30 protein-coding genes are annotated in these 26247 nt (G+C 58.0%); 16 read left to right on the forward strand and 14 right to left on the reverse strand.

The window, feature by feature from the left end:
* Positions 1-46: 46 nt before the first annotated feature.
* Both FY152_09115 and FY152_09120 read right to left on the reverse strand, forming a co-directional pair.
* On the reverse strand, positions 47-1495 hold the full coding sequence (locus tag FY152_09115) for a UdgX family uracil-DNA binding protein (protein ID UXS32241.1): 1449 nt from the start codon (positions 1493-1495) through the stop codon (positions 47-49).
* Positions 1495-2727 (reverse strand): putative DNA modification/repair radical SAM protein, encoded by a 1233-nt coding sequence (locus FY152_09120; protein UXS32242.1) that lies wholly within the window; start codon positions 2725-2727, stop codon positions 1495-1497. The genes FY152_09115 and FY152_09120 overlap by 1 nt, the downstream gene beginning before the upstream one ends.
* Before the next feature lie 221 nt (positions 2728-2948).
* Here FY152_09120 and greA point away from each other — a divergent pair, with 221 nt between their 5' ends.
* On the forward strand, positions 2949-3425 hold the full coding sequence (greA, locus tag FY152_09125) for a transcription elongation factor GreA (protein UXS32243.1): 477 nt from the start codon (positions 2949-2951) through the stop codon (positions 3423-3425).
* A gap of 91 nt (positions 3426-3516) precedes the next feature.
* Positions 3517-4572, forward strand: coding sequence for a glycosyltransferase family 4 protein (locus FY152_09130; GenBank protein UXS32244.1), 1056 nt, complete (start codon positions 3517-3519; stop codon positions 4570-4572).
* Between the two features lie 31 nt (positions 4573-4603).
* Here FY152_09130 and FY152_09135 read toward each other — a convergent pair whose 3' ends face one another.
* Entirely contained in the window at positions 4604-5071 is a 468-nt protein-coding gene (locus FY152_09135; protein UXS32245.1) for an Lrp/AsnC family transcriptional regulator, read from the reverse strand.
* Between the two features lie 265 nt (positions 5072-5336).
* On the opposite strand from FY152_09135, the gene trxB reads away from it, so the two are divergent.
* The 4 genes from trxB to FY152_09155 all read left to right on the forward strand — a co-directional run bounded on the left by trxB (position 5337) and on the right by FY152_09155 (position 9367).
* Complete coding sequence (gene trxB, locus FY152_09140) at positions 5337-6311, forward strand: thioredoxin-disulfide reductase (protein ID UXS32246.1); 975 nt, start codon at positions 5337-5339, stop codon at positions 6309-6311.
* Positions 6312-6335: 24 nt separating this feature from the next.
* Complete coding sequence (locus FY152_09145) at positions 6336-7232, forward strand: LysR family transcriptional regulator (protein UXS33250.1); 897 nt, start codon at positions 6336-6338, stop codon at positions 7230-7232.
* 600 nt (positions 7233-7832) lie between these two features.
* Positions 7833-8123 carry a helix-turn-helix transcriptional regulator gene (locus tag FY152_09150; protein ID UXS32247.1) on the forward strand — a complete coding sequence of 97 codons (291 nt, stop codon included), beginning with the start codon at positions 7833-7835 and terminating at the stop codon, positions 8121-8123.
* Positions 8124-8254: 131 nt separating this feature from the next.
* The gene (locus FY152_09155; protein UXS32248.1) at positions 8255-9367 is read left to right on the forward strand and encodes an alkene reductase; all 1113 of its coding nucleotides are present in this window, start codon (positions 8255-8257) and stop codon (positions 9365-9367) included.
* Positions 9368-9425: 58 nt separating this feature from the next.
* Here FY152_09155 and FY152_09160 read toward each other — a convergent pair whose 3' ends face one another.
* Positions 9426-9815: a hypothetical protein gene (locus FY152_09160; GenBank protein ID UXS32249.1), complete on the reverse strand. Its 390-nt coding sequence runs from the start codon at positions 9813-9815 to the stop codon at positions 9426-9428.
* Positions 9815-10852, reverse strand: a complete 1038-nt coding sequence (locus FY152_09165) for an NAD(P)H-binding protein (protein ID UXS32250.1) — start codon at positions 10850-10852, stop codon at positions 9815-9817. The genes FY152_09160 and FY152_09165 overlap by 1 nt, the downstream gene beginning before the upstream one ends.
* 89 nt (positions 10853-10941) lie before the next feature.
* Here FY152_09165 and FY152_09170 point away from each other — a divergent pair, with 89 nt between their 5' ends.
* A complete protein-coding gene (locus tag FY152_09170) occupies positions 10942-11886 on the forward strand; it encodes a LysR family transcriptional regulator (protein UXS32251.1) in 945 nt (314 codons plus the stop codon).
* 19 nt (positions 11887-11905) lie between these two features.
* Here FY152_09170 and FY152_09175 read toward each other — a convergent pair whose 3' ends face one another.
* Complete coding sequence (locus tag FY152_09175; protein UXS32252.1) at positions 11906-12172, reverse strand: DUF2188 domain-containing protein; 267 nt, start codon at positions 12170-12172, stop codon at positions 11906-11908.
* A 195-nt stretch (positions 12173-12367) separates the two neighbouring features.
* On the opposite strand from FY152_09175, the gene FY152_09180 reads away from it, so the two are divergent.
* Positions 12368-13474 carry a calcium:proton antiporter gene (locus tag FY152_09180; GenBank protein UXS32253.1) on the forward strand — a complete coding sequence of 369 codons (1107 nt, stop codon included), beginning with the start codon at positions 12368-12370 and terminating at the stop codon, positions 13472-13474.
* 99 nt (positions 13475-13573) lie between these two features.
* Here the strand turns inward: FY152_09180 and FY152_09185 are convergent, their stop codons facing one another.
* Together FY152_09185 and FY152_09190 are read right to left on the reverse strand one after the other, a co-directional pair.
* Positions 13574-14263 (reverse strand): hypothetical protein, encoded by a 690-nt coding sequence (locus FY152_09185; GenBank protein ID UXS32254.1) that lies wholly within the window; start codon positions 14261-14263, stop codon positions 13574-13576.
* A gap of 218 nt (positions 14264-14481) precedes the next feature.
* Complete coding sequence (locus FY152_09190) at positions 14482-15684, reverse strand: pyridoxal phosphate-dependent aminotransferase (GenBank protein UXS32255.1); 1203 nt, start codon at positions 15682-15684, stop codon at positions 14482-14484.
* Between the two features lie 210 nt (positions 15685-15894).
* Here FY152_09190 and FY152_09195 point away from each other — a divergent pair, with 210 nt between their 5' ends.
* From FY152_09195 to FY152_09210, 4 genes are all read left to right on the forward strand, one after another.
* On the forward strand, positions 15895-16824 hold the full coding sequence (locus tag FY152_09195; protein ID UXS32256.1) for an EAL domain-containing protein: 930 nt from the start codon (positions 15895-15897) through the stop codon (positions 16822-16824).
* 212 nt (positions 16825-17036) lie between these two features.
* Positions 17037-17282, forward strand: coding sequence for a hypothetical protein (locus FY152_09200; protein ID UXS33251.1), 246 nt, complete (start codon positions 17037-17039; stop codon positions 17280-17282).
* A gap of 183 nt (positions 17283-17465) precedes the next feature.
* Complete coding sequence (locus tag FY152_09205; GenBank protein ID UXS32257.1) at positions 17466-18368, forward strand: DMT family transporter; 903 nt, start codon at positions 17466-17468, stop codon at positions 18366-18368.
* A gap of 444 nt (positions 18369-18812) precedes the next feature.
* Complete coding sequence (locus FY152_09210; GenBank protein ID UXS32258.1) at positions 18813-19028, forward strand: cold-shock protein; 216 nt, start codon at positions 18813-18815, stop codon at positions 19026-19028.
* A gap of 95 nt (positions 19029-19123) precedes the next feature.
* On the opposite strand, the gene FY152_09215 is transcribed toward FY152_09210, so the two are convergent.
* On the reverse strand, positions 19124-19768 hold the full coding sequence (locus tag FY152_09215; GenBank protein UXS32259.1) for an MBL fold metallo-hydrolase: 645 nt from the start codon (positions 19766-19768) through the stop codon (positions 19124-19126).
* 233 nt (positions 19769-20001) lie between these two features.
* Here FY152_09215 and FY152_09220 point away from each other — a divergent pair, with 233 nt between their 5' ends.
* The 4 genes from FY152_09220 to FY152_09235 all read left to right on the forward strand — a co-directional run bounded on the left by FY152_09220 (position 20002) and on the right by FY152_09235 (position 23580).
* Positions 20002-20607 (forward strand): DUF1236 domain-containing protein, encoded by a 606-nt coding sequence (locus tag FY152_09220; GenBank protein ID UXS32260.1) that lies wholly within the window; start codon positions 20002-20004, stop codon positions 20605-20607.
* A gap of 215 nt (positions 20608-20822) precedes the next feature.
* Positions 20823-21350, forward strand: coding sequence for a MarR family transcriptional regulator (locus tag FY152_09225; GenBank protein ID UXS32261.1), 528 nt, complete (start codon positions 20823-20825; stop codon positions 21348-21350).
* A gap of 2 nt (positions 21351-21352) precedes the next feature.
* Positions 21353-22066, forward strand: coding sequence for a response regulator transcription factor (locus tag FY152_09230; GenBank protein ID UXS32262.1), 714 nt, complete (start codon positions 21353-21355; stop codon positions 22064-22066).
* Between the two features lie 134 nt (positions 22067-22200).
* Complete coding sequence (locus FY152_09235) at positions 22201-23580, forward strand: two-component sensor histidine kinase (protein UXS32263.1); 1380 nt, start codon at positions 22201-22203, stop codon at positions 23578-23580.
* Positions 23581-23694: 114 nt separating this feature from the next.
* Here the strand turns inward: FY152_09235 and FY152_09240 are convergent, their stop codons facing one another.
* From FY152_09240 to FY152_09260, 5 genes are all read right to left on the reverse strand, one after another.
* A complete protein-coding gene (locus FY152_09240) occupies positions 23695-24036 on the reverse strand; it encodes a tRNA-binding protein (GenBank protein UXS32264.1) in 342 nt (113 codons plus the stop codon).
* Between the two features lie 11 nt (positions 24037-24047).
* The gene (locus FY152_09245; protein ID UXS32265.1) at positions 24048-24866 is read right to left on the reverse strand and encodes a pyrroline-5-carboxylate reductase; all 819 of its coding nucleotides are present in this window, start codon (positions 24864-24866) and stop codon (positions 24048-24050) included.
* Positions 24867-24868: 2 nt separating this feature from the next.
* Positions 24869-25369 carry a hypothetical protein gene (locus FY152_09250; GenBank protein UXS32266.1) on the reverse strand — a complete coding sequence of 167 codons (501 nt, stop codon included), beginning with the start codon at positions 25367-25369 and terminating at the stop codon, positions 24869-24871.
* Positions 25370-25802: 433 nt separating this feature from the next.
* Positions 25803-26066: an accessory factor UbiK family protein gene (locus FY152_09255; GenBank protein UXS32267.1), complete on the reverse strand. Its 264-nt coding sequence runs from the start codon at positions 26064-26066 to the stop codon at positions 25803-25805.
* Positions 26067-26086: 20 nt separating this feature from the next.
* Positions 26087-26245: a hypothetical protein gene (locus FY152_09260; GenBank protein ID UXS30547.1), complete on the reverse strand. Its 159-nt coding sequence runs from the start codon at positions 26243-26245 to the stop codon at positions 26087-26089.
* Between the last annotated feature and the right edge of the window lie 2 nt (positions 26246-26247).

A 26247-nucleotide genomic window follows, 5' to 3' on the forward strand; every position in this document is an offset into this window, starting at 1 on the left:
ATCATCGAGTAAAAATAAATAATAATATTCGAATATAAGAAGAAATCTATTCGAATAAATTTATGAACTCGATCTCCTTTCTAAACATCAGCATTTCCCGTTCTTTTTCCTGCGCATCGGGGAGCCGCAGGAGATAGGATGGATGCACCGTGATAAAAAGCGTCCGCCCCTCCTGCATCGGTATCGGGCGACCCCGTATCTCCGATATCTTTTCCTTGCCGCCCGTCAGCGCATAAAGCGCCGTCGCGCCCATGGCAACGATCAGCTTCGGTCGCACCAGCGCAATTTCGCGGTTGAGCCACCAGCGGCATTGCTCCACTTCACCAGCGTTCGGTCGCTGGTGAATGCGCCGTTTGCCGCGGGTTTCGTATTTGAAGTGTTTGACGGCGTTGGTGACATATAGCTTTTTGCGGTCAATGCCGGCTTCGGCCAGAACCCGGTCTAACAGCTGACCGGCGGGACCGACGAAAGGTTTTCCGGCAAGATCCTCATGATCACCGGGCTGTTCACCGACAATCATGACTTTCGCATCCTCCGGCCCCGTGCCGAAAACTGTCTGCGTGGCCTTGCAATGCAGGGCACAGCGCGTGCATTGGCTGGCCTCCCGCGCAAGCGACGCCAGCGTACCGTCCGGCACCGGCTGCGGCATTTCCCGCGCCGAGGCGGCGGCCTGCAGGCGGTGGTGGAATGGTTGCGGCTGGCTTGCCGCCTTCGCCGCCATCTCCAGCACCCGCGCCTCGGCACCCAGAACGAGACCGGGAATAAGGTCCGCTTCCGGCAGATTTTTCCAGTATTTCTTCGGCATCTCCGCCGTCATCGCCTTTATCTTCAGCCGCGCCGGATTGAATATATTGGCATAATAGGTCCGCCACAGCTCGTCCGTCTCATCCGTCAAGTCCGGCTTGGGAAGCGCCTGCCGCGATGTCTCGAGCACGTCTCCATCCCATTGTGCAGAGCCGTTCGGCGTGGCGATCAACCAATCCATATCGGTAAACCGCCGCTGGAAAAACGGGGCCGTTCGCTCGACGATGAAATGATCCGGCTCGAACCATGCCACGAAGCGCCGCCGCCCGCCCTGCCGCTGCGGCAGGGGCAACTCCTTGAAACGGACGAAGGCCGTCATCTTGTGACAATCCCGGCGCACCGATTTCTCAAGCAGCCGAACCTCTGAAACATCCGGATCGGACTTGAACTGCAACAAAGCCCGATCCCGCTTCAGCCGCCACAGCAGCCGGTAAAGCAGCGCGAAACGGCCCGGATCGCTGTGACAGATAATGGCTTGCGCCAAAGCCACGAAGGAGGCTGGAACGGACACCTGCGCGCCACGCGTGCCCGGAACCGGCAATGCCTCTCCGGCAAAATCGAAAAGCCCGGCGCCGTCATTCCGCAGCTGCCAATCAATCATGTCAGGCGGAATATCGGCGGCAAGCGCCGCACGGGCGGCATCCCGCCACTCGCTGAAGTCGCCCCGCCCTTCCAGAACCGTGCTGTACATCACAACAGCGACAATTGTTCGGGCTGCGGTGCAAACATCGCCCGCAGATCGGGCCGCTCGGTCAGCTTGCCCGGCGTCCAGCCTTCCGCCACGATAAAGGCCTTCACCTTCTTGAGGGAAACGCCAAAGCGGGCAATATCCTCCAGCCGCAACCGCCGGAAGCGGCGTGACGACAGGACTGAGGCCACGGTCTTGGTGCCGAAGCCGGGCACGCGCAGTAGCATTTCCCGATCCGCCACATTGACATCCACCGGAAAGCGCTCGCGATTTTTGAGCGCCCAGGCCAGCTTCGGGTCGATATCGAGATCGAGCATGCCATCGCCGCCGATCGCGGTTATCTCGCCAATATCGAAACCGTAAAAACGATAAAGCCAGTCCGCCTGATAAAGCCTGTGCTCCCGCATCAAAGGCGGCTTGATGAGCGGCAGGTTCTTCGATGAATCGGGAATGGGACTGAAAGCCGAATAATAGACGCGCCGCAAACCGTAACTGCCATAAAGCCGGGCGCTGGTGGAAAGAATGGTGCTGTCATCGGCCCCGTCAGCCCCCACGATCATCTGCGTGCTCTGCCCGGCAGGAGCAAAACGTTTGGTCTTGCGTGTCCGGACGGTCGGCTCCGCCGCCTCCTCGATCTTCAACCGGATATCGGCCATCGAGCGGCGAATATTGGCAGGCTGCTTTTCCGGTGCGAAACGATTGACGCCGCTATCCGTCGGTAGTTCGATATTGATAGACAGCCTGTCAGCGTAAAGCCCCGCCTCCTCAATGAGCTTTGGCGATGCTTCGGGAATGGATTTCAGATGGATGTAACCGCGAAACCCATGCGTAACGCGCAGTTCCCGCGCCACCCGCACCATCTCTTCCATCGTATGATCGGAGGAACGGATAATGCCGGAGGACAAAAACAGCCCCTCGATATAATTCCGCCGGTAGAACTCCAGCGTCAGCCACACCACCTCCTCGGCAGTAAACCGTGCTCGCTCGACATTGCTGGAAGAACGGTTGATGCAATAGGCGCAATCATAGATGCAGAAATTGGTGAGCAGGATTTTCAGCAACGAAATGCAGCGCCCGTCCGGCGCATAGGCATGGCAAATGCCAGACCCCTCTGTGGAACCAAGCCCGCCGGACGCGGCAGAGTTGCGTTTCGTCGTGCCGCTGGAGCCGCAGGACGCATCGTATTTGGCCGCATCGGAAAGAATGGCCAGCCGTTGCCTGATTGACTTCTTCATGATTATGTTCACTATATGTTCTATTGAAAAATGTCAATCTTGTCGGTTAAGGCGCTGAATAAATGAAGAAATATTCCCGCCTCAAATTTGCTGGCATTTCGCTGTCGTCTTCTGATATAGTCGGCTCAGTTATGATTTTGGCATGGTTCCGGAGTTCCTCTCCGGAACCTGTTTCTTTTTGTGTCTGCAAGTAAAGCGACAGGACTGCGAAGGATAAAAAAATGGTAGAAAAAGTACCGATGACTCAGGGTGGGTTCGTCAAGCTGCAGGAGGAGCTGCGTTGGCGCCAGCAGGAGGAACGTCCCCGTATCATCGAGGCGATTGCGGAAGCGCGCGCCCATGGCGACCTTTCGGAAAACGCTGAGTACCATGCTGCCAAGGAAGCGCAGAGCCACAATGAAGGCCGCATCACCGAACTCGAAGACCTGACCGCACGCGCGGAGGTCATCGACCTTTCCAAGATGTCCGGTTCCAAGATCAAGTTCGGCGCCACCGTCAAGCTGGTGGACGAGGATAGCGACGAGGAAAAGACCTATCAGATCGTCGGTGACCAGGAAGCCGATGTGAAGGCCGGCCGCATCTCCATTTCCTCGCCGATCGCCCGCGCCCTCATCGGCAAGGAAGTCGGCGACAGCATCGAAGTCAACGCCCCCGGCGGCGCCAAGGGCTACGAGATTCTCGCGGTACAGTGGGGCTGATGCCCTCACGTGCAATGCGCCCCAGGCGGGCGCATTGCTTTTTTTGACGTCTTCAATCCCCCCGCATTAGCCGCAAAGACGGAAGCCCATCTTGTCCCACGTCAGTCTGAAAGATGTGCAGGTGCTTGCGCCGAACTTCAAACGCAGGCTCTCCGGCGTCACCTCCACCATCGTTCAGCTCATTCCGGTGCAGAACCGGCTGGGGCAGAAGGTGGCCGTCATCGGGCCGGGCCTGCCGCCGCATCTGCCGCATGTGCGCTTCCGCGATCTGTGGCGGCTCTGGCAAAACGGCCCGCAGGGCGGCCCGCGCATCTGGCATGCCCGCCGCAATCTTGAAATGTTGCCGGGTATTTTCATGCGCGATGTGCTGCGCATGAAGGTGAAGCTGCTATTCACCTCGGCAGCGCAAAGGCGGCATTCCGCCTATACCCGTTTTCTGATTTCGAAAATGGACGCCGTGGTCGCGACCAGCACCCGCTCCGGCTCGTTTCTGGAAGTGTCCCATCGCGTCGTGATGCATGGCGTCGATACAGACCTGTTCCATCCCGCAACCACAGCCGAGGACACCATCGCCGCGACGGGTCTTCCGGGCCAGTACCTGATCGGCTGCTTTGGACGGGTGCGCCACCAGAAGGGCACCGATCTCTTCGTGCGCGCCATGATCGAACTCCTGCACGGCTACCCGCAATGGACAGCCGTGGTTTCCGGCCGTGTGACGGCGGAACACAAGGCTTTTGCCGAAACACTCGAGGCCGATGTCAAGGCCGCCGGCCTTTCGGACCGCATCGTGTTTCAGGGTGAGGTGGATGACATCAAGCCGTGGTACCGGCGGCTGACGCTCTATGTCGCGCCATCGCGCAACGAAGGTTTCGGCTTGACGCCACTCGAGGCCATGGCCTCGGAGACGGCCGTCGTCGCCAGCACTGCCGGCGCCTATGAGGAGATGATCGTCAAGTGCGAGACCGGCGCAGTCGTTGAAGCGGGTGACTATGCATCGCTCAGGGATGCGATAAGGACCTATCTTGCCGATCCGGCTCTGGCCGAGAGCCATGCCCGTGCCGGTCTCGCGCATGTGCGCAGCACATTTCCGCTTGAAAAAGAAGCCACGAGTCTCGGCGAAGTCTATGAGGCTTTGCGGCGCGGGTAATGCGTCTCAAGGCAAGAATAAAGCCTGCCGATCAGATTTCCACCAGACCGACGCGCTTGACCTGCCGAATGGTGAGCATGGTACGCACCGTATCGACATTTTCGTCCGCCGTCAGAACCTCGATGACGAAATCCTGAAACTCCGTCAGGTTTCTGGCAACGCAATGCAGCAGAAAATCGCTTTCGCCTGACACCATCCAGGCCTGTCGCACCAGCGACCAGCCGGCGGTTGCCGCGGCAAAGGCCTTCAGATTGCTGTCCGACTGACGCTTGAGACCGACCATGCAGAAGGCGACGAGATCAAAACCGAGCTTCGGCGCGTTCAACATGGCGTGATAGCCCTCGATCACGCCTGCCTCTTCCAGCTTGCGGACGCGCCTGAGGCAGGGTGGAGCGGAAATACCGACCCTTTCGGCCAGTTCCACATTGGTCATGCGCCCGTCGCGCTGCAATTCGCGCAGGATTTTCAGATCGATGGCATCGAGTTCGACGCTGGTCACGGAGACGTTCCTCGTTAAGCTGGAGAAGTTCCTTGTACTATTCGGTGCGGGATTCGCAAGAATATGCCGCCGGCCGGTCACAAAATTGCGCGCACATCCACAACTGCCTTGTTGGTAACGCAAGGCTGCCCTTGAATAAAGGCACTAGACAACCTTAAATACCGGGCAATGAAGGGGTGTGGCCTGTCCGCCGTCATGCGGCTGGAAGGCTCGGTGCAAAAAGGCACCGTTGCGAAAGACCCCGCTATTGAAAGGATTGTTTCCCATGTCTGCCCGCCACACGAAGGTATTGATCATAGGCTCTGGTCCCGCTGGTTATACCGCGGCGATCTACGCGGCCCGCGCAATGCTCAAACCCGTGCTGATTGCCGGCATGGAACAGGGCGGTCAGCTGATGATCACCACCGATGTCGAAAACTATCCGGGCTTCGCCGATCCGATCCAGGGCCCCTGGCTGATGGATCAGATGCTGAAGCAGGCAACGCATGTGGGCGCGGAAATCGTCAGCGACCTCGTCACCGAAGTTGACACCACGACCCGGCCTTTCGTGGCCAAGACCGATTCCGGTCAGGTCTGGACCGCCGACACGCTGATCATCGCCACCGGCGCCAAGGCCAAGTGGCTCGGCATCGAGAGCGAGCAGCATTTCCAGGGCTTCGGTGTTTCCGCCTGCGCCACCTGCGACGGTTTCTTCTATCGCAACAAGGATGTGATCGTGGTCGGCGGCGGCAACTCCGCCGTGGAAGAAGCGCTGTACCTCGCCCATATTGCCAAATCGGTCACCGTCGTGCACCGCCGCGACAGTTTCCGCTCGGAAAAAATCCTGCAGGAACGGCTGTTCGCCAAGGAAAACGTCAAGATTCTCTGGAACACGGAGATCGCTGAAATTACCGGCGCGCCCGCAAAGCCGCCAATGCCGCCTTCCGTTTCCGGCGTGAAGCTGCGCGACACCAAGACCGGCACGATCAGCGAATTCCCCATCGACGGCGTCTTCGTCGCCATCGGCCATGCGCCGGCGGTTGAACTCTTCAAGGGCAAGGTGAAGCTGAAGGACAACGGCTATATGTGGACCGCCCCCGATTCCACGGCAACCGACGTGGAAGGCATCTTCGCAGCCGGCGACGTCACCGACGACATTTACCGTCAGGCGATCACCGCCGCCGGCATGGGCTGCATGGCCGCGCTGGAAGCGGAACGTTATCTCACCGCGCAACAACCGCTCGCGGTCGCAGCGGAATAACCGAAAGGCAGGATAGGCATGGCAATGCCCTTGGACTGGGATAAACTGCGCATTTTTCATGCGGCTGCCGAAGCGGGGTCTTTCACCCACGCTGCCGACAAGCTGCATTTGTCCCAGTCGGCCATCAGCCGTCAGGTCAGCGCGCTGGAGCAGGATGTCGGCGTCAAGCTGTTCCATCGCCACGCTCGCGGCCTCATTCTCACGGAACAGGGCGAGTTGCTGTACCGCACCGCCCATGACGTGCTGCTGAAGCTCGAAACCGTCAAGATGCAGCTCACCGAAACGACGGAGAAGCCGAGCGGCAAGCTGCGCGTGACGACGACCGTCGGTCTCGGCCAGGGCTGGCTGACGGACAAGGTGCAGGAATTCCTGCAACTCTATCCGGAAATGTCGATCCAGCTCATCCTCGACAATGAGGAGCTGGACGTGAACATGCGCCATGCCGATTGCGCCATCCGCCTGCGCCAGCCGCAACAGTCGGATCTCATCCAGCGCAAGCTGTTCACGGTGCACATGCACGTCTATGCCGCACCGTCCTACATCAATCGTCACGGCGAACCGCAGTCGATCGAGGATCTGGACAACCACCGCATCATCTCCTTCGGCGAACCGGCGCCCAACTATCTGCTTGATGTCAACTGGCTGGAGAATGCCGGACGCTCCTCCGACAATACGCGCACGCCGCATCTGCAGATCAACAGCCAGACCTCGATCAAGCGCGCCTGCCTGCTGGGAATCGGCATCGCCTGCTTGCCGGATTATATCGTCGGTCGCGATCCCGGATTGATTCAGCTGTCGCTCGCCGCAGATATTCCCTCGTTCGATACCTATTTCTGCTATCCGGACGAGATGAAAAACGCCGCAAAGCTGAAAGCCTTCAGAGACTTCATCGTGGCAAAAGCCCGAAACTGGAATTTCTGACGTTTAAATAGGCCAACGCCACAAAACATCATACTATTTCATGGAGTTGGCCTGTCTGGCGCAGCCATGCGCCGGGCAGGCTTCATGCCAGCTTTGCACAGAAAATATACCGGAAATATGCAGACCTGCGTGATACGCATGCCTGACCTGCACAAAAAAGAGTTGTTTCGTGCACAAAAAAGCACCATATCGCTCTCAGCTGATGCACACGGTGGCTTTTCCTCCCAGTTCCACCGCATCAGCTGTTCCCCTCTGGAGGTTTTTGACCTTCACACTTAAAGGGCCCTGGATCTATCCGGCGGCCCTCTTTTTTTACCCGCAAGAATTTTCCCCAATTTCGCGAAATATCGCATGATGCAACCTTGTTTTGCATTATTGCCGCTCCCATATTTCAATCAGCTGTCACGCTTGCCTATGCACGCGACAGCTGTTCCCCTCTGGAGGTTTTGACCTTCAAACTTGTCAGGCCGCGGAGAAATCCAGCGGCCTTCTTTTTTGGAAGCCATATGGCGACGGTCGATAGCATTCACGGATACGTGAATTGTATATCGGAAATTATCGATATAAATATCGAACGTACCAGATATTAGAGAAGCGCAGATGAACCCGGAGGAAATCCTCAAAGCCCTTTCCCACCCTGCAAGGCTGAAGTTCCTTGAATGGCTGAAGTGCCCGGAAAACCACTTCTGTCAGGATCATCCGCTCAGCATGGGTGTATGCGCCAACCAGTTCCAGATCAGCGGCCTGTCGCAATCGACCGTGTCGTCCCATCTGGCGGTTCTGCAGGCAGCTGGCCTGATAAGGTCGAAGAAAGTCGGGCAATGGGTGTTTTTCGAACGTAACGAGGAAACCATCGACGCTTTCCGCAATTATCTGCAAGCCAATCTTTGAGCCTCCCAAGCTTCAAGACCAGGGCATCGAACCGAAGACGGTAATCCGGTTTTCACAGGGTTCGATGCCCGAAACAAACAGAGAGCGCGTCCCCCGCGCAATTTCGCCAACCGACCAGAAAGTGAAGTCGCATGACCAGTCTTTTCGAACCGGCACAGGCCGGCGATATCGCACTCGCCAACCGTATCGTCATGGCCCCCCTCACCCGCAACCGTTCGCCGGGGGCAATTCCCAATAACCTCAACGCCACCTATTACGAACAGCGCGCGACAGCCGGGCTGATCGTCACGGAAGGCACACCGATTTCCCAGCAGGGTCAGGGTTATGCGGATGTTCCCGGCCTCTACAAGCAGGAAGCGGTCGAAGGCTGGAAAAAGATCACCGACGGCGTGCATTCGGCAGGCGGCAAGATTGTTGCGCAGATCTGGCACGTAGGGCGCATTTCCCACACGTCGCTCCAGCCGCATGGCGGCCAGCCTGTCGCCCCTTCGGCCATCCCCGCCAAGTCGAAGACCTATATCATCAATGATGACGGCACCGGCGCCTTTGCGGAAACCTCCGAGCCGCGTGCACTGACCATCGACGATATCGGCCTTATCCTTGAAGATTACCGCACCGGTGCACGCGCAGCGCTTGAGGCCGGTTTTGACGGCGTCGAAATCCATGCCGCCAATGGTTATCTGATCGAGCAGTTCCTGAAATCCAGCACCAACCAGCGCACCGATGAGTATGGTGGCTCCATCGAAAACCGCGCCCGCTTCCTGCTGGAAGTCGTGGATGCGGTTGCGGAAGAGATTGGCGCTGGCCGCACCGGCATCCGCCTTTCTCCCGTTACCCCCGCCAACGACATTTTCGAGGCCGATCCGCAGCCGCTTTATAACTATGTGGCGGAAGAGCTTGGCAAGCGGGGTCTCGCCTTCATCCATGTTGTTGAAGGTGCAACGGGTGGTCCGCGCGACTTCAAGCAGGGCGACAAGCCTTTCGATTACGTCGCCTTCAAGGCCGCCTATCGCAATGCCGGCGGCAAGGGCCTCTGGATCGCCAACAATGGCTACGACCGCCAGAGCGCCATCGAGGCCGTGGAAAGCGGCAAAGTCGATGCCGTGGCCTTCGGCAAAGCCTTCATCGCCAATCCGGATCTGGTGCGCCGCCTGAAGGATAACGCACCGCTGAACGAGCCGAACCAGCCAACCTTCTATGGTGGCGGAGCTGAAGGTTATACCGACTATCCTGCTCTTGGCTGATAATCATCGACAAATACAAAACGCCGCACTGCTTCAAAGCAGTGCGGCGTTTGCCGTTTCAGGACAGGCTGCGCGCCTGCCGCGCGGCAAAGTCGGAAAACGCCCCCATAACGAAGGCATTGGCCACATGCAGCGCCTGCAGCAGGCCATTTCCGGTTTCCCGCCCGATGCTCATCAGGGCCACCTGGAGGCAGTAGAGAGCCAGCAGCGCGACGGCACGGGCAAGGTTGGGTCGGACCTCGTCGTAGCGCAGGGCAAGGACCACCAGCGACACGATGGGAATGGCGATCAACATGCCAAGCCCCTTGTGCAGGGAAATCAGCGATCCATCATAATAGATCGACAGTCCGGCTAGCAGCACCTGCGCAAAAATCAGCACCGGCACAATGGCCGAAATCACCGCGAATAGTCGACGCCGAGCGGACATCCCGTTCACCGCGGTCGCCATCACACCCTGCCCCCGGCATCGGCCGGATGGTGAAGGCCCGCCGCTTTCGGCACCTCTTCAAGGCAGCCGAGGCTCGCCAATGTCGTGGATACCGCTATATCGATGGGTGTTTTCGGTTCCGTTCCGAGAAAATCCGTGAGCTTGCGGTTGCTCATCCGGATCGGCATCTGCCAGAGATATTGCATTTCCAGCACCTCCCGGAACAGGGGAACGAAGGGCGCCGCCAGCTTTATGCCCAACCAGGATAGCCGCCGCCGCTTGACCGGATGGCCAACGGCCCGTTCGATCGCACCGGTCAATTGCATCCCGTCGAAATCCCAGAAACCCTCCATGTGATAGACCGCAAAGGTCGAAAGCTCCTCGGCGCGGTCAAGCAGCCGCCCGATCGTCTCGGCTACGTCAGGCAGATAGGCCCATTGATGCCCGGCATGGGGCGCTGCGGGATTCTGGACGCTGCGAACCGGCTTGCCCGGCCGCACCAGCATCTGCGAAAACCAGTTGTTTTTCGCGTCCGGGCCGAAAAAATCACCCGCGCGGACGATCAGAACGGGAATGCCGCGCATTGACGCCATTTTCAGCCGTCGTTCCATCTCCACACGCAGCGTACCCTTGCGGGTAAAGGGCTTTTGCGGGCTGTCTTCCGTCAAAAGCGGAAAGGCGTCCGGGCCGAAATTATAGACGCTGCCGGGAAACACGATCCTCGCTCCACAGGCTTCAGCAGCGGCAATGCTGTTGTCCAGCATTGGCAGCACCTGCCTGTCCCAGTTGCGATATCCGGGAGGATTGACCGCATGGACGACAAGCTGCGCGCCTTTTGCAGCCTCCACCACATCCTGCCGGTTCATGGCATCGCCGGTCACGCGCTCGACACCATCTGTCGCAGAGGCGGACACCGGCTGACGTGTCATCGCCCTCACCCGCCAGCCGCGCAGCAGCAGCATCTTCGAAATCTGGCTGCCGACACCGCCATTTGCCCCGACGATCAGGGCCAAAGGCCTAGCATTCTCAGCCGCATTTGCCTGGTTTTCATATATCATCGCCGTACTCCTTGTTATGGGCTGGAGTATCGTCCCGTTCCGCGGTATACGAAATTATCGAAATCAGTGGAGCGGCTATACAAAATATTATGACGAGAAGCCGTGACATCAGCTGGGATTTTTACCGCACCTTCCTCAGCGTGCTAAGCGACGGTTCGCTTTCCGCCGCCGCCCGCGAACTCGGCATCACCCAGCCGACGGCGGGACGCCATATCGGCGCGCTGGAAGAGGCTGTCGGCTTTCCGCTCTTCATCCGCTCGCCGCACGGCCTGATGCCGACGGAAGCAGCGCTAGCACTCCGGCCCTATGCGGAAAATCTGGCCGCGACGACCGCGGCCCTCATGCGCGCGGCCTCGGGTGAGGTCGGCAAGATCGAAGGCACCGTGCGTATCAGCGCATCGGATATTATCGGTGTGGAAATGCTGCCGCCGATCATCGCAGCCATGCAGGAAGTTCATCCGCGGCTTGAAATCGAGCTTTCGCTCTCCGATACGCTGGAAGACCTTTTACGACGTGAAGCCGATATAGCCATTCGTATGACCGAACCGCAGCAGGATGCGATCGTCATGCGCTATATCGGCAATTTTCGCCTGGGATTTCATGCGACGCGCGATTATCTGGCGAAAGCCGGCGCGCCGGAAAGCATGGAAGACCTCAACCACCACCGCATGGTCGGTTTCGACCGAAAGACGCCCTTTATCCGGGCGGCTATTCAGCGGATGCGTTCACTCGATCCGGAAATACCCGATATTGAAGAGATTTCCTTCGAAATCCGCGCCGACAGCAACCTCGCCCAGCTTGCCATGATCCGCGCCAGCGCGGGCATCGGCGTCTGCCAGATCGGTCTGGCGCGCAAGGATCCGCGTCTCGTCCAGGTCCTTCCGAAAATCGACATTCCGCTGCACACCTGGGTCGCGATGCACGAGAACCTCAAGACCTCGCCGCGATGCCGTGCCGTGTTCAGCGCCCTTGTCGAAGGCCTCAAGCTCCATCTCAAGGAAACCGATCCGAACGCCCCGCCGCAACGGCGCTAGGACTGTTCACGCCTGTTTTTCAAAAAGGTCTGGCCGGAGATGAAGTCTTGTCGACCACCTCGGCTTCCGGCCGATCACCGCCCTGGCTATATTCCTCGTGCCATTGGCCACGCTCGTCCTGATAGCTGATTTCCTCGTCATCACCCTCCACCTGCTGCTCGGCAGCAACGATGCGTGCAGCCTCGACCGCATCGGCATAGGAAGGGAAGGTTTCTGAATAAGCGCCATTCATGCGGTAGGCGAAGCCTCCGTCATGCTCGACGATTTCATAGACCACTTTGGTCATGCATGTTCCTCCTGTTTCAGTAGGCGACATGGCAACCACAACCGCGTTTCAAGCATTGCATCCGACGGGAACACCACGGCATGAGCAGCATGTCCTGCAACACCACTATCCTACCAAAAGCACTCAAGCGCAAATCCTGCTTGATCTGAAGGACGATACGTCACAGCCTGGGACTGGCACGGGGAAGGGAAATCGATGGCGGGTTCTATTCTGAAGCAGGAGCGCATGCTGCTCCTGGCAATACCGGCGGCAATCGTCGCCTATATGGCCGAACATACAATATTCGAAGCTGGCAAAACGGCGTCTCTCATAGCCGCCATCGCGCTCATCGGCATGATCATTCTGGTGTCGATGCGGGTTGCCCATCACGCCGAAATCCTTGCCGCCAAGGTCGGCGATCCCTATGGCACCATGATCCTGACACTGTCGGCGGTGGCGGTAGAGGTGCTGATCCTTGCCATCATCATGAGCGAATCCAGCTCGCCAACCCTGGTGCGCGACACGATCTATTCCGCCGTGATGATCGACATCAACGGCATTTTGGGCCTGGCCGCCCTGCTCGGCGGCCTGCGCCACGGCGAACAGCCCTATAATGACGATTCAGGCAAGACCTATGGCGTCATGATCCTGACTGCCATGGGTATCTCGATGATCGTGCCGGAATTCATTCCCGATGAAAACTGGCATGTCTACTCCGCCTTCACCATCGTCGCCATGATCGCGCTTTATGCATTGTTCCTGAAAATGCAGGTCGGTCCGCACAGCTATTTCTTCAGCTACGCCTATCCCCGCAAGGCGCACCCGGCCGGTCAACCTTCCGACAACCATGCAGAAGAGGAGGAGGAAGGCAGCGTCTCCCTCTCCATCGGCCTCATCATCGCCGGTGTGGTGCTGATCGGCGTGCTGGCGGAATTCATGGCGGCCTTCCTGAGTGAGAGCCTCGAAGGCACGAGCGCCCCACCGGCACTGATGGCGGTCGTGGTAGCGACGATCTCCGCCTCACCGGAAATCCTGACCGCACTCCGATCCGCATTGCGCAACCGCATGCAGGCCGTCGTCAATATCGCCATGGGCGCGTCACTGTCGACGGTCATCCTCACCGTCCCGGTCATGGAAGGCATCGCGCTTTATACCGGCCAACCCTTCATCATGGCGATGACACCGGTTCAGACCGTCATGGTCTTCATCACCCTCATCGCCGCCGCCATCAATCTCAATGACGGTGAGACCAACGCGATCGAGGGAATGACCCATTTCATTCTCTTCGCCACCTTCATCATGCTGCTGTTTCTTGGGCTTTAGAGTCTGATCACCGGTCGATATGCGAGCAGCAAAGGCATCGAAAAATATCAGCCGCGAAGCTTTGACGTTTTCGACTGGCCAGCGATGATACATGCTCACCTATCTTGCGGCGAAGACTGGCGCATTGAAATACGGGTAGTCCTCATTGCTCCCCAAAATGACGGCAACTGGACGCGACAGTAGATCGCGAGGCGCACAATCCCGCAATGCCAAGTATATCAAAACGACGATATAGCACGCCCCCAACACTCTTGCGGTTTGCGATTCCGGTTCGGTGATCCCCTTCAATAAATAAACGGCGCCATAGAGGTCGGAAATGCCGTTGATCTGGACTGTGTCATCAATCTCCTCAAATCCCCCTTGCCAAGCGCATGAGTATTGATCGTATCCCGAAAGAAGACCGGCGCGGTCGGAAGTAGAGAAAGGCCATGTGTCGTCCGAATAGAAGTTCGTCTCGATGACGGGATCAAGCAATCCGTCGTCGTTCGGCTCTAGCCCTATATGCCCTGGCCAGCTTAGATCGATTCCGATCGCACTAATCTCGTTGTCACCACGATCGTAGTCCGTGATGCGCGCTGGCAAATTTGACCACCCGATCAACTCAATGCTTTTTGGGCTGACGCTTAGAAAGCGTGAAGGAAGCGGGCGGCCTGGGCCGCAAACTGCGCTAAGCAGCGACTTGAGGCGATCGGCAGCCACATCAGCTTCGTCTCCTCTGAGTAGATCTTCAATTTCCTTACAGAATTTTCTCTCAGGCAGCCCGTCAACAACTAATTCGTCAAGCATCATAAAATACTCTTTTTTAGAAAAAATCGAAATACAAATACGATATTATTCAACTATAAACAAAATAACAACAATTATAATCAATAAATAAAATCAGTAATTATTTAGAATTAATACCAAATTATTCTAATTTATAGTTTTGCAAAATGCGAAAGACGCTAGTTATTAAACAAAAAAAGCCCGGCATCGCTGCCGGGCTTCCTTCAAGACTGTATAACTTATCAGCGGCAATCAGCGCAGAAGCGCTGGATGCGCTTGCAGGCCTCTTCCAGCAGGGCTTCCGACGTGGCGTAGGAAATGCGGAAGTTCGGGCCAAGGCCGAAGGCCGACCCCTGCACGACGGCAACGCCTTCGGCTTCCAGAAGCTCGGAGACGAAATCCACATCCGACTCGATGACCTTGCCCGACGGCGCAGTCTTGCCGATCATGCCGGCGCAGGACGGATAGACGTAGAACGCGCCTTCCGGTGCCGGGCAATTGATGCCCTTGGCCTGGTTGAGCATGGAGACGACGAGATCACGACGGCCTTCGAAGATTTTCTTGTTGGTCGGAATGAAATCCTGCGTGCCGTTCAGCGCTTCGACAGCCGCCCATTGCGCGATGGAGCTGGCGCCCGAGGTCTGCTGGCCCTGGATCATGTCCATGGCCTTGATCAGCGGCAGCGGGCCGGCGGCATAGCCGATACGCCAGCCGGTCATGGCATAGGCCTTGGAGACGCCATTCATCGTCAGCGTGCGGTCATAGAGCGAAGGCTCCACTTCGACCGGCGTGACGAATTTGAAATCGCCATAGGTCAGGTGCTCATACATGTCGTCGGTCAGCACCCAGACATGCGGATGCTTGACCAGCACGTCCGTCAGCGCCTTCAGCTCGTCATGCGAATAGGCAGCACCCGAGGGGTTGGACGGCGAGTTGAACACGAACCACTTGGTCTTCGGCGTGATCGCCTTTTCCAGCGCTTCCGGCTTCAGCTTGAAATTGTCTTCCAGAGTGGTGTCGACGAATACGGGCGTACCACCGCAGATCGCCACCATTTCCGGATAGCTGACCCAATAGGGCGCCGGAATGACGACTTCGTCACCCGGGTTGAGGGTGGCCATGAAGGCGTTGAAAAGGATCTGCTTGCCGCCCGTGCCGACAATCGTCTGCTCCGGCTTGTAGTCCAGGCCGTTTTCGCGCTTGAACTTGTCGGCAATCGCCTTGCGCAGTTCCGGAATACCGGAAACGGGCGTGTATTTCGTCTCGCCGCGCTTGATGGCCTCAATGGCCGCTTCCTTGATGTTTTCGGGCGTATCGAAATCCGGCTCGCCCGCGCCAAGGCTGATCACATCACGGCCCTTCGCTTTAAGCTCGCGGGCTTTCTGGGTAACAGCGATGGTGGCGGATGGCTTTACGCGGGAGAGAATGTCGGCAAGGAAGGCCATTTTTAATCGGTCCTGTTGTGGTTGACATCGGCAGAGGCAGAAAATCCCATCTTCTGCGGCATTTTCTATGTCGAAAGACAGACACTCTTTCAAGGCCAAAAGCGGCATATGTGACATAGCGAAGAATTTAAAGCTTGCTTAACCCGGAAGTAACGCTTGATCCGCTACATTAGCGAGCCTAGGGGTCGTGTCTCTATAGCTGGTTGAAAAATGGCGCCCAAAAGCATCTTTTCCAGTCTTGTCCGCGAGGTCGATGGCACATGGTCCACGGCCTATAGCCCCTTCAACCTGAAATCGGCCCTGCAGCCCATTTTCCGCCGAACGATGAGCGGTGCGCTCGACATCGATTCCTTCGAAGGTCTGGTGCGACCCCACCGCAACGGCGAACCGGTGACGCCAGGTGAATTCTTCTCGCTGGTGGCGCCCGAAGATATCGAAAATATCGACAGTATCCTGCGCACCATCCATATCCTCAATACCGGCAGGCTCAATCGTTCCCGCGCCCGCATCTTCGTCAATTTCCATCCGGGCCTGTTCCAGACACCTGCCAAGATGCGCCAGGAGGTGGAGCGCATGCGGCTGGCCGCCCACGAGGCCGGCATGACCGCAGACCGCATCGTCTGTGAAATCTCCGAGAAAAAGGCGTCTGACACGCAGATAGTCGCCGATTTCGCCTATCACATGCATGATATCGGCTTTCGCGTGGCGCTGGACGACTATGGTGCCGGCGATTCCGACATCGACCGGGTGAAACTCATCAAGCCCGACTATGTGAAATTCGAAGCGGGCTGGGTGCGCGATTTCATGCAGAATTCGGCGGGCGCCGCCCTTCTGCGCGTCATCGTCAGCCAATTCCGCAACGATGGAATAGAGCCCGTGTTCGAAGGGCTGGAAACCAGCTGGCAGGTCGAGCTGTGCGAGGAACTGGGCGTCCTGCTGATGCAGGGTTACGTTCTGGCGAAACCCGAGCTCGCGCCGACAACATTCGACGCCCGCTTTCCCGAACTTGGCAGCGAGTATTTTTCCCCTTCGCCGAGAGCGGACAGGAACGCGGCCGCACCGGCATTTTCCCGGGACGAACGCACGCCTGAAGCGCATCCGCTGCGCCAGACCCGGACCTTCGGAAAACGCGGCCTCTGACGCCATTGGCGGGGGCAACGGCCCCATAATCGGCCTTGCCGCAATATCGCCACAATAAATACTCTGGAACGCCAGAATTCGGTCTCCAAGCCGTCCATTTCGAAGCCTCTTTTATCCTTCAGGAACAGGGACAAGAGGCAATCGCCATGTTTACCAACGATCGGACTTCCGTTGAAAGGTTGAGGGCGCAGAGAACGCTGTTCTCGCTCTGGATGGCGGTCGCGGCGTTTCTTGTCATTGTCACCATGGCAGCCGGCATTGCAACCTCGGCAAATGCAGCGGCTCAGGCGGTCGATACCCTGCACACATCCGCTATCCCGCAGGTGGCGACAACATCGCAGGCCGGTCCTCACATCCTGCTTATCATTCTGTCGGCCGCAGCCTTCATCGGCCTCGGCATAGGCGGCCTCACACTCACCCGGCGAAGCCTGAAGGATGAAGCCCGCCGCTTCAAATAGGCCGCCACCATAAAGGGCGGCATCGGCTCCCGCACCCGCTATGGCCATCTCCCCTGACTTGCGGCATCGGCAGCTTGCTGCTAAAGCACCAGCGAAACCGTCGGATCGACATTTCAAAAAATCCCCGAATTTCCAAGGCCGTGACTGACTGATCTTCCGGCCCCTGCTGTGCTGGTGCCAATCATGACGCGTATTCAGGCCAATATGCTGCTTCTGCTCGCCGCAGCGATCTGGGGAGGTGGCTTTGTCGCGCAATCCTCCGCCATGGCCTCGATCGGCCCGTTCTGGTTCGTCGGCCTGCGTTTCGCCATTGCCGCAATCGCCGTGCTGCCCTTTGCGATGATGGAAACCCGTTCGAAAAAGTCGCCGCCGCGCCGCAAGGAGATCGGCAGCTTCATTCTCGTGGGACTGGCCCTGTTCGGCGGCGCCACCACCCAGCAGGTCGGGCTTTTGACCACGACCGTTACCAATTCCAGCTTTCTCACCGGGCTTTACGTCATCTTCGTTCCGGTCATTGCCGTCATCCTTTACCGGCGCCATCCCCACTGGATCGTCTGGCCCTGCGCCCTGATGATGCTGGGCGGCATATTCCTGCTCTCCGGCGGCGCATTCGAGACGCTGACGCGGGGCGATATTCTCAGCATCATCTGCGCCTTCTTCTGGGCGATCCAGATCACGCTCGCCGGCCGCTTCGTTTCCGAAAGCGAGCGTCCGCTTGCGCTCTCCTGCACCCAGTTTGCGGTTTGCTCTCTTTTGAGTTGCATGATCGGGGTGGTCTTCGAACCCATCAGCCTGGCTTCGATAGAAGCGTCGATGGCGGAAATTCTCTATGTCGGCCTTGTTTCCTCCGGCCTCGCCTTCGTGCTGCAGGTCATCGGCCAGCGTTACACGACGGCGCCGCAGGCTGCGATATTCCTGTCCTCAGAAGCGCTTTTCGGCGCTTTGCTGGCCTCGGTTTTCCTGAAGGAGACCATTTCAAATGCCGGCTATATCGGCTGCCTGATCATTTTCGTCGCCATATTGATCGTCGAACTGGTGCCGGAACTGACGCGAAAGCGGCAAAAATCCATGGCTGGAGCGGCCTGACGCCAAAAGAACGTATTTTTCTCATTCGCTGAAAAATCGGGGTTCGATGTTCAAATTTTGCCCGGAAAACCAAAGGCGAACGGCAATTATTTCATCAATAATCGATTATGCGGAAAAAATATGCGATTCCACGCAGTAATTCTACCGCAGGTTTTTTATCTGACAAAAAGCCCGTGAAAACTTTTGCTTGCCAATTTTCGATAAACGCATCACTCTACCGCGGTTCGGGCAATTTGCGAGCATGGGAAGGCCTATAAATTTGCGCACTGGGGACGCTATAAACCTCGGGCGGTGGGACGAAAAACGTTGGATGAGAACGCCATTACTTCCCGCTGTGAAGGTCCTTTTTCTCAATAGTCAAGAACTGCCTGCCAACGCCCTCGCGGGGCAAAACTGTAATGCTGCCTGTAGCTGAACGCGGGCAGAGCGAAAAGGACCTGATGCATGGCCGAAACTGGCACCGTAAAATTCTTCAATACAGACAAAGGCTTCGGCTTCATCAAGCCAGACAATGGTGGCGCTGATATCTTTGTTCACATCTCTGCTGTACAGGCTTCTGGCCTGTCCGGACTTTCAGAAAATCAGAAAGTGAGCTTCGACACGGAACCGGATCGTCGCGGCAAGGGCCCGAAGGCAGTCAATCTGCAGATTGCTGGCTGACCCTAAAACGGCTTTCTTTTCTAGTTGAAGCCCGGCAGGAATGCCGGGTTTTTTTGTGCCTGCCCGACGCGGGCAGGCGTCACAACACGGGAAACTCAGATACCCTTGAGATAAGGATTGGTCCGCCGCTCCTCTCCAAGCCGGCCGCCGGGACCGTGACCGCAGATGAAACCGACATCATCTCCGAGCGGCAGCAGCTTGTCGCGAATGGACGCCATCAATTGTTCATGGTTTCCACCGGGCAGATCCGTACGGCCGACCGACCCCGCAAACAGCACATCGCCGACATGGGCGAACTGCTGGTCGCGATTATAATAGATGACATGGCCAGGGGCGTGGCCCGGGCAATGATATACCTCGAAGACATGATCCCCGAAAGAGACCTTGTCACCCTCCTTCAACCATTGGTCCGGCAGGACGTTGCGAAGACCGGTGATCCCGTATTTTTCGGCCTGCGTCTCGATCCTTTCGAGCAACGGCCGGTCGTCCTCGTGCGGGCCAATGACCGGTAAAGAGAGCTTTTCGCGCAATTCTTCAGCGCCGCCGGCATGATCGAGATGCCCATGCGTCAGCCAGATTTCCTTGAGCGTGATACCGTTTTCGGAAACCACCTGGAGAATGACGTCCACATCCCCGCCGGGATCAACGACGACACCTTCCTTCGTGTCCTGATCGAAGAGAATGGTGCAGTTCTGCTCGAACGGCGTGACCGGGATAATGCCCGCCTGTAACTTTCCCATTTCCCGTATCTCCCTGTCTGACAAATCCTGCCTCCTATAGCCCGCGACCGGTTTCGACACAATGGCGACGGAAACCAATCACCTCCCAACGGCTTTAATGACTCTAAAAATATTATTTAATTTCAACAGGATAAAGGATAAACGCGGGTGAGTTTCAGGAGCCCGCCGCGAAAAATGTGGAACGCCCGGAAGGCTGCGACGTTGTAGCTCCAGTCTTGAAAGGAGTGAGACACATGGACAAGACGCTTAAAATGCTCATGGCTGGCGGCGCTTTCGCACTGATGGCCGGTTATGCAAACGCCGCCATGGTCGCCACAACCGCATCGGACATTTCCGTTCGTTCAGGCCCGGGTGAGGACTATCCCGAACTCGGCCTCGCCACCCGTGGCAGCAACGCGGTTCTGGACGGCTGCATGGAAGGCAGCAGCTGGTGCCGTATCGAAGTCAACGGCCTGCGCGGTTGGGCACATGCCGATTATCTGAACGTCATGTATGAAGGTTCTCCGGTCATTCTCGAGCAACGCCGAACGGATATCGAAGTGCCGGTCGTGACATACGAAAAAACTGCGAGCGTGCAGGCCGAACCCAATCCCGGCGATCCGAACCTTGGCCGTGTTGGTGATGTGGACATTACCCCGCCCGAAGCGGTCATCACCTACATGGACGAGCACCCTGCGGACACCGTCACCTTTGATGGTGACGTCGTGGTCGGCACCACCCTGCCCTCCGACACCCGGCTGGTCGAAGTACCCGACTACCAGTACCGTTATGTCCGGGTGAACGACGTGCCGGTTCTGGTCGAACCGTCGACACACCGGATCGTCTACGTCTACCAGTAGGCCCAGCCGGCATTCATCAGGCCGGATAGATGGCATCAAACCATTGAAGAGCGCGGGCATTCCGCGCTCTTTTCTATTTGCGGTAAAGGTCGGTCAGGATTCCAGTTGCACCCGCACCCGCAGCATATTATCCACCGCAACAGAAAATGATCGGCGGCATTCTCCCGAGCGGACGCATTTTCGGCTATGTTTACAGAATATTGGCGCATCGACGCATGTCAGCCGCAGAATATGAAGGAACCGCAGTGCCACCGCAATCGCTCAAAACCGCAGCCGCCAGGCAGACACCGGCACTCCCGAAGGTTGACGACGGCAAGATCGACTTCGATACGATCGAGGCGCTGTTCTTCGCCTATCGCGATTTCGTCTCCGATCCCGACGTCATTCTGTCAAAACTGGAATATGGCCGGGCGCACCACCGCGTCGTCTATTTCGTCAGCAGACAGCCCGGCATGACGGTCGCGGATTTGCTCGACACCTTGCAGATCACCAAACAAAGCCTCGCCCGCGTACTCAAGCAATTGATCGACGACGGCTATATCCGCCAGATGGCAGGCCCGGAAGACCGCCGCCAGCGCAGGCTCTATCCGACGCTGACAGGCCGAGAACTGGCGCTGGCGCTGAGCGAGCCGCAATCGCGCCGCATTGACCGAGCGCTGGAAGGCTTGGGGCCCGAGGCCCGGGCCTGCGTGCGCCAGTTCCTGGCGCAGATGCGCAGCCCGACAACCCCGGAAGGCGATTGATCATGGCGACAGCGACGACAAAACGCCCGCCGGCTGATGACGACGCCGCCCATCTCCTGATTGTCGATGACGACGCCCGCATCCGCGATCTCCTGCAGCGCTTTCTTGGCGACAAGGGATACCGCATCTCCGTGGCCGCGGATGCAGCCGAAGCCCGGCGCAAGATGATGGGCATCCGTTTCGACCTCCTCATCCTCGATGTGATGATGCCGGGGGAAAACGGATTGTCGCTCACCCGCTCGCTGAACGAGAACAAATCCGTGCCGGTCATCCTCCTGACCGCCCGCTCGGAAGCGGATTCCCGTATCGCGGGCCTGGAGGCGGGTGCGGATGATTATCTGGCCAAGCCCTTCGATCCGCGTGAGCTTGTGCTGCGTATCAACAATATCCTGCGGCGCAACACGTCGCCCGACACACCCAAGATCGAACAGATCATGTTCGGCCCCTACAGCTTCTCCATTCCCAAAAAGGAATTGCGGCGCGGCCCGGAAACGATCCGCCTGACGGACCGAGAGCAGGAAATCATGCTGCTTTTCGCGCTGCGCGCCGGCGACACCATTCCGCGGCACGAATTGGTCGAGGCAGAATCCGAGGTGGGCGAGAGAACCATCGACGTGCAGATCAACCGTCTTCGCCGCAAGATCGAGGACGACCCTGCCAATCCGGTCTATCTGCAGACAGTCCGCGGCATCGGCTACCGGCTGAGTGTGGACTGACAAGCAACAGAGCGCCCGTGCACCTTTCCAACACACAAAGGGCGCTCTGACACTTTAAATCCGTGCATCGTCCCGTCGACAATCGGTTTCGTTTTTCGACAGGGCGCGGCACCAGCGAAAGGCGGGCTGACGGCATGGCGAGCCTCGATTTTCTTGGCACGGTCAGAAAAAGCGGCATAGCGAAAGCCTGGCGCACCTCCGGCAGGTGGCTGCGCCACTGGTTGCCCACCGGGCTTTATACCCGTTCGCTGCTCATCATCATCCTGCCGATGATCCTGCTTCAGGCCGTGGTCGCGGCCGTCTTCATGGAGCGGCACTGGCAGCTGGTGACGGAACGCCTTTCCGCCGCCGTGACGCGCGACATTGCCGCAATCATAGAGCTTCTGCAAACCGACCCGGAAGAAGACGATTATCAGCGCGTCATCCGCATTGCCCGCGAAAGACTGGATCTCAGCGTCTATATCGAACCGAAGGCGGACCTGCCCGCCCCAAAACCCGAGCCGCTGTTTTCCATTCTCGACAGGATTCTGGCAGATCAATTGACCCAGCAGATCGGCAGGCCGTTCTGGATCGATACCTATGGCAATGGCTCGCTGGTTGAAATCCGCGTCCAGCTGGAAGACAAAACCCTGCGGGTCTTTACCAGCCGCAGCGCGGCCTACGCATCCAACACCCATATCTTCCTTGTCTGGATGGTCGGCGCGTCGCTGGTCCTGATCGCCATTTCCATTCTGTTCCTGCGCGGGCAGATAAAACCCATCGAATCGCTCGCCAAGGCGGCAGAGAATTTCGGCAGGGGACAAAAGGTCAGCGCCTACTCCCCGCGTGGTGCAGACGAGGTCCGGCGGGCAGGCCTCGCCTTCATATTGATGCGTGAACGCATCGAGCGGCAGATGGAACAGCGCACCGCCATGCTGAATGGCGTCAGCCATGACCTGCGCACAATCCTCACCCGTTTCAAGCTGCAACTTGCCTTAGCGGGCGACAATCCGGACCTTGAAGGGTTGGACAAGGATGTCGAGGACATGCAGTCGATGCTGGAGGCCTATCTCACCTTCGCCCGCACCGACGTCGGGGAAGATGTCGGCACACTCGAACTTCCAGCCCTTCTGGAAAAGATCGGCCATGATTTCGAGCTTCACGGCAAGACATTCAGCTACGAGCTTTATAATATCGAACGGATCATCGCGCGTCCGAATGCTCTTTCTCGCCTCGTCGCCAATCTGGCAGAGAATGCTCGACGCTACGCCACCAATCTCCATATCGACATACGCAAGGCGCCACGCTCGATCATCATGACCTTCGACGATGACGGGCCTGGCATTCCGGAAGCGTCACGCGAGGATGTCTTCAAGCCATTCTTCCGGCTGGATGAGGCGCGCAATCTCAACGCCTCGGGCACGGGACTTGGCCTCTCCATCGTGCGAGATATCGCCCGCAGCCACGGTGGAGACGTATCGCTGGATCAAAGCCCGATGGGCGGATTGCGGGTAATCGTCAAAATCCCGGCCTAGGCCATCCGAGTGAAGAGGGTAACGCGGTTCGCCTGTCCCGTCATTCCGCCCTGAGCTGGAATGACGGAAACAAAGTCACCTTCATAATCTTTGTCTGCGCGCCGTTGTGCCCTGTCAGCACATTTTCTCGCCATTCGGCACCGGCCGCTCCACGGCGGCAAGCACGATGTCGCCATTGCCATCGGCAAAACCCAGGGTCAGAACCTCAGAGCGGAACGGGCCAATCTGGCGCGGCGGAAAATTCACCACACCCAGCACCTGTCGGCCGACAAGACTTTCCAGCGTATAATGCACGGTGATTTGCGCGGAAGATTTCTTGATGCCGATCTCCGGCCCGAAATCGATCTTCACCTTGAACGCTGGCTTGCGCGCTTCGGGAAAAGGCTCTGCCTCAATGATCGTGCCGACACGAATATCGACCCTCTCGAAATCGGCATAGGAAATTTCGCCGCTCATGCCCCGCCCCTTTAACCCGCCAGCTCTTCGGCGCGTGTTTTCGCCGCAGCGACTGCCTTGTCGAACAAGGGCTGCATCCCGTCTTCGGCCATCAGCACCGAAAGCGCCGCCGCCGTCGTGCCGCCCGGGGATGTCACGTTCTGGCGCAGACGCGCGGCCTCATCGGAGGACTGGTGCAACAATTCGCCTGCACCGGCCACGGTTTCGCGTGCGAGACGCATGGCCACATCGGCCGGCAGACCGGCCTTGCGGCCCGCTTCCGCCATGCATTCCACCAGATAAAAGACATAGGCAGGACCACTTCCCGAAACGGCGGTCACCGCGTCGATATCACCTTCGGTCTCCACCCATTCCACCGGGCCGCTGACCTTCAGCAATCCGTCCACCACAGCCTTCAGCTCCGGCGTCACCAATTCATTGGCATAGGCTCCTGTTACGCCACGGCCCACCATGGCCGGCGTGTTGGGCATGGCCCGCACGGCGGCAACGGCACCGAAATGCGCAACGAAAGTGCCGATTGTGGTGCCGGCGGCGATAGAAACGACGACCGTATCCGGCCCCAGCAGGGGCTTGAGAGACGGCAGCACGACGTCCATGATCTGCGGCTTCACCGCGACGAACAGAATGCCCGCCTTGACGCCATCAGGGACACTTTCGCTATGGGCCGCACCGGCTTCCGCAATCGTCGTTCGCATGGCATCGGAGGGGCGTGGATCGACGACAATCACCTGAGATCCTGGCACGCCCTTTTTCAGCCAGCCCGAAAGCAAAGCGCCGCCCATATTGCCCGCGCCGACGAGGACGAGCGGACCGGAAGCCTTGTACACCATCTTCACGCTTCTCCGACGGTCTCGAACATGACCGCTTCGATTGCACTTTTCGCATCCAGCCCCGACCAGACGACGAACTGGAATGCCTGGTAATATTGTTCGCAGGCCTCCAGCGCGCTGGAAAGCAGCACTTCAACCTGCTGATTGTTCGGTTCGGCACCGCCAGCCAGCAGCAGCGACTGGCGGAAGATCACCACGTCTTCCTGCCGCCACAGATCGAAATGACCCATCAGCACCTGACCGTTGACCTGCGACAGCAGGCGAATGACTTCGTTGACGCGTTGATCGGGAACCTTGATGTCGAAGGCGCAGGCCAGATGCAGCGCCTCAAATTCCTCCATCCACGAAAAGGAAACGTGATAGTCGGCCCAGTGACCCGCCACCGTCATGGCGATCTCGTCTTCGCCCGAACGCTCGAACGACCAGTCGTTCGAGGCAGCGACAATCTCGATCATGTCCACGGGATTGGACTGACGCTCAATTTCAAATTCCATCAGGCTCATGCGGCACCTTCTCAGCCGGTATTGAATGTTCTGTTTTGAACGCCGGGCACAAAACGCACACACAAACCGGATTCAACACTTGAGACGATTGCCCGACACCAAAAGAGTTACACATTCACCCTGTCTGGAGCTTACCAGGTTCGTTTCGAATCATCATTTAAAATCAGTGTATAATGGCCGAGTCCTGCTGCCACCCCTTGGGCCCCATTTTTGCTTTTTGAGCAGTGGATATCTTCTCCCCCATCACCTCAGGCGAGATACATAAGCGACTCTGGCGATTGCGTTTTTTGGAAGTGTCCACAGGCCTCAAAAAATTCGCGGGCGGAGGCCGGTTTCGAACAAGCGAGGACTATTTCGAGTTGCATGGCCCGCAAACAAAAAGTCCCGGAATCGCAGGCGATCCGGGACCCATCAGGAAAAAGCGCTAAAAAAATCAGTCCTTGACGGCGGAAAGCTTCGCTTCCAGAGCCTCAATGCGGGCGCGCAGCGCATCGTTTTCGTCACGCGCCTTGATGGCCATTTCGCGCACCGCGTCGAATTCCTCGCGCCGCACCACATCCAGGCTGTTCAGCCAGCGATCCGCCTGCGCATGAAAAGCGGCCTCCGCTTCCTTGCGCACGCCCTGCGCCGCGCCCGCCGCATCGGTCATCAGCTTGGCGAATTCATCCAGAAAACGATTGGTGCCTGTCGTGCTCATGGCGCTGTTCCTTCGTCGGTTCAGGGAGTATTTTTATCCCCGCTGTTGATGCCATTCAGGTAGGCACTCGACAGCCGCCTTGCAAGCAAAATCGAAAAATGATGACCTTTCGGCAGCGGCTCGGGCATCGCAATCCGCTCACGAAGATTAGCCTTGACCACCGCCTCGGCAATCGCCATTT

It is taken from the genome of Agrobacterium tumefaciens, assembly GCA_025560025.1.
Lineage (GTDB): Bacteria > Pseudomonadota > Alphaproteobacteria > Rhizobiales > Rhizobiaceae > Agrobacterium.

Bases quoted from the DNA above. Each gene is read 5' to 3' on its own strand.
- FY152_09115 (UXS32241.1), bottom strand. From the start codon at position 1,495: ATGTACAGCACGGTTCTGGAAGGGCGGGGCGACTTCAGCGAGTGGCGG.
- FY152_09120 (UXS32242.1), bottom strand. From the start codon at position 2,727: ATGAAGAAGTCAATCAGGCAACGGCTGGCCATTCTTTCCGATGCGGCC.
- greA (UXS32243.1), top strand. From the start codon at position 2,949: ATGGTAGAAAAAGTACCGATGACTCAGGGTGGGTTCGTCAAGCTGCAG.
- trxB (UXS32246.1), top strand. From the start codon at position 5,337: ATGTCTGCCCGCCACACGAAGGTATTGATCATAGGCTCTGGTCCCGCT.
- FY152_09145 (UXS33250.1), top strand. From the start codon at position 6,336: ATGCCCTTGGACTGGGATAAACTGCGCATTTTTCATGCGGCTGCCGAA.
- FY152_09150 (UXS32247.1), top strand. From the start codon at position 7,833: ATGAACCCGGAGGAAATCCTCAAAGCCCTTTCCCACCCTGCAAGGCTG.
- FY152_09155 (UXS32248.1), top strand. From the start codon at position 8,255: ATGACCAGTCTTTTCGAACCGGCACAGGCCGGCGATATCGCACTCGCC.
- FY152_09160 (UXS32249.1), bottom strand. From the start codon at position 9,815: ATGGCGACCGCGGTGAACGGGATGTCCGCTCGGCGTCGACTATTCGCG.
- FY152_09165 (UXS32250.1), bottom strand. From the start codon at position 10,852: ATGATATATGAAAACCAGGCAAATGCGGCTGAGAATGCTAGGCCTTTG.
- FY152_09170 (UXS32251.1), top strand. From the start codon at position 10,942: ATGACGAGAAGCCGTGACATCAGCTGGGATTTTTACCGCACCTTCCTC.
- FY152_09175 (UXS32252.1), bottom strand. From the start codon at position 12,172: ATGACCAAAGTGGTCTATGAAATCGTCGAGCATGACGGAGGCTTCGCC.
- FY152_09180 (UXS32253.1), top strand. From the start codon at position 12,368: ATGGCGGGTTCTATTCTGAAGCAGGAGCGCATGCTGCTCCTGGCAATA.
- FY152_09185 (UXS32254.1), bottom strand. From the start codon at position 14,263: ATGATGCTTGACGAATTAGTTGTTGACGGGCTGCCTGAGAGAAAATTC.
- FY152_09190 (UXS32255.1), bottom strand. From the start codon at position 15,684: ATGGCCTTCCTTGCCGACATTCTCTCCCGCGTAAAGCCATCCGCCACC.
- FY152_09195 (UXS32256.1), top strand. From the start codon at position 15,895: ATGGCGCCCAAAAGCATCTTTTCCAGTCTTGTCCGCGAGGTCGATGGC.
- FY152_09200 (UXS33251.1), top strand. From the start codon at position 17,037: ATGGCGGTCGCGGCGTTTCTTGTCATTGTCACCATGGCAGCCGGCATT.
- FY152_09205 (UXS32257.1), top strand. From the start codon at position 17,466: ATGACGCGTATTCAGGCCAATATGCTGCTTCTGCTCGCCGCAGCGATC.
- FY152_09210 (UXS32258.1), top strand. From the start codon at position 18,813: ATGGCCGAAACTGGCACCGTAAAATTCTTCAATACAGACAAAGGCTTC.
- FY152_09215 (UXS32259.1), bottom strand. From the start codon at position 19,768: ATGGGAAAGTTACAGGCGGGCATTATCCCGGTCACGCCGTTCGAGCAG.
- FY152_09220 (UXS32260.1), top strand. From the start codon at position 20,002: ATGGACAAGACGCTTAAAATGCTCATGGCTGGCGGCGCTTTCGCACTG.
- FY152_09225 (UXS32261.1), top strand. From the start codon at position 20,823: ATGTCAGCCGCAGAATATGAAGGAACCGCAGTGCCACCGCAATCGCTC.
- FY152_09230 (UXS32262.1), top strand. From the start codon at position 21,353: ATGGCGACAGCGACGACAAAACGCCCGCCGGCTGATGACGACGCCGCC.
- FY152_09235 (UXS32263.1), top strand. From the start codon at position 22,201: ATGGCGAGCCTCGATTTTCTTGGCACGGTCAGAAAAAGCGGCATAGCG.
- FY152_09240 (UXS32264.1), bottom strand. From the start codon at position 24,036: ATGAGCGGCGAAATTTCCTATGCCGATTTCGAGAGGGTCGATATTCGT.
- FY152_09245 (UXS32265.1), bottom strand. From the start codon at position 24,866: ATGGTGTACAAGGCTTCCGGTCCGCTCGTCCTCGTCGGCGCGGGCAAT.
- FY152_09250 (UXS32266.1), bottom strand. From the start codon at position 25,369: ATGAGCCTGATGGAATTTGAAATTGAGCGTCAGTCCAATCCCGTGGAC.
- FY152_09255 (UXS32267.1), bottom strand. From the start codon at position 26,066: ATGAGCACGACAGGCACCAATCGTTTTCTGGATGAATTCGCCAAGCTG.
- FY152_09260 (UXS30547.1), bottom strand. From the start codon at position 26,245: ATGGCGATTGCCGAGGCGGTGGTCAAGGCTAATCTTCGTGAGCGGATT.